Genomic DNA, 1,569 nt, shown 5'->3' with positions numbered 1-1,569 from the left:
GAGCATGTAATACATCGAGTGCCAACGTGCCGAAATCTCCACGCCAACCAATTGCTTCTCGTCTTCNACCATCTGGTCGTAGCGTTGNAAGAACGTAGTGCGGTTCTGCATTGAGCCTTGGAACTGCTCCTTNATGTCTTTTGCAGAGAACTCTATACCTCTATCACAAAGCGNTTGGTACGCTCGTTGTACAGAGAGAAGCAGTTGTTCCAACTTTGCATTGGTTGNCACTGCTTCACGGCTCTTGCCATTNAATCGGCTCTCTCGCACATTCCACAACTTGGGATTGCACGACAGCTTACTGCTGAATTGAGCCATCGTGCGATTATAGGTTATCCGTCCCATTATCGGAGCCTGCCCCGACTTGTCCAAACCGCTCTTTTTGAGGTAGAGCAACACCTTCATTTTCTCTTTTTGCATACGCTTCTGTTTTTGTGGGCAAAGTTACCCGTTTTTGAAGCGTTTTCAGTTATGCAAAACATTGTGTTTCAGTGCATAAACACCATATCAGTAGAAATCCTTACTATTGTGCTAACTGCTTCCTGTTACCTGTCTACGTCCTTTCACATTTGACTAACGATTTGGTAACGTATCTTTTGCACAAATCCGCATTTTCTGCACTTTCATCCTCAAAGCAATTCACGGCATAAATCCGTGTTTCTCACACATTCTCAATCACTTACCATCAATCTGCATAAAACATCTCTTTTCTTGCATTTGTCCGAAGAAATGACTATCTTTGCTCATGGTTATATTTATTATATTGCGAAAACAAAGATAACCAAAAGGGCTGACACCTCGTGAGAAGTGTCAGCCCTAAATTATTTTGTTTAATAAAGTTTTCTCGGACAAATGCAAGAAAAAGGTTGATTTATGTAGATTGATGGTAAGTGATTGAGAATGTGTGAGAAATACGGATTATTGCCGTGTACTGCTTTGATGGTGAAAGTGCAGAAAATGTGCATTTGTGCATAAGATACGTTACCAAATCGTTAGCCAAATGTGTGTGAATAAAACGAGGTAACGATAAGCAGTTTGTACAGTGGTGGCGATTTCTGCCATTATGGTGTTTATGCACTGAACCACAATATTTTGCATAACCAAAAACGCTTCAAAAAAGGGTAACTTTGCCCACAAAAACAGAAGCGTATGCAAAAAGGGAAAATGAAGGTTTTGCTCTACCTCAAAAAGAGCGGTTTGGACAAGTCGGGGCAGGCTCCGATAATGGGACGGATAACCTATAATCGCACGATGGCTCAATTCAGCAGTAAGCTGTCGTGCAATCCCAAGTTGTGGAATGTGCGAGAGAGCCGATTNAATGGCAAGAGCCGTGAAGCAGTGNCAACCAATGCAAAGTTGGAACAACTGCTTCTCTCTGTACAACGAGCGTACCAANCGCTTTGTGATAGAGGTATAGAGTTCTCTGCAAAAGACATNAAGGAGCAGTTCCAAGGCTCAATGCAGAACCGCACTACGTTCTTNCAACGCTACGACCAGATGGTNGAAGACGAGAAGCAATTGGTTGGCGTGGAGATTTCGGCACGTTGGCACTCGATGTATTACATGCTC

2 protein-coding genes are annotated in these 1,569 nt (G+C 43.0%); one reads left to right on the top strand and one right to left on the bottom strand.

Translation table 11 applies throughout. The features are described 5' to 3' along the window. On the bottom strand, positions 1-420 hold a 420-nt coding region (locus tag HMPREF9304_RS07155), incomplete at its 3' end, for an Arm DNA-binding domain-containing protein (RefSeq protein WP_036927814.1). A gap of 729 nt (positions 421-1,149) precedes the next feature. Here HMPREF9304_RS07155 and HMPREF9304_RS07150 point away from each other — a divergent pair. After that, on the top strand, positions 1,150-1,569 hold a 420-nt coding region (locus HMPREF9304_RS07150; RefSeq protein WP_036927811.1), incomplete at its 3' end, for an Arm DNA-binding domain-containing protein.

The sequence above is a fragment of the Hoylesella timonensis S9-PR14 genome (assembly GCF_000762405.1).
Taxonomy (GTDB): domain Bacteria; phylum Bacteroidota; class Bacteroidia; order Bacteroidales; family Bacteroidaceae; genus Prevotella; species Prevotella timonensis_A.
Note: the sequence above shows the minus strand (reverse complement) of the source record. Positions and strands in the feature narration are given on the sequence as shown.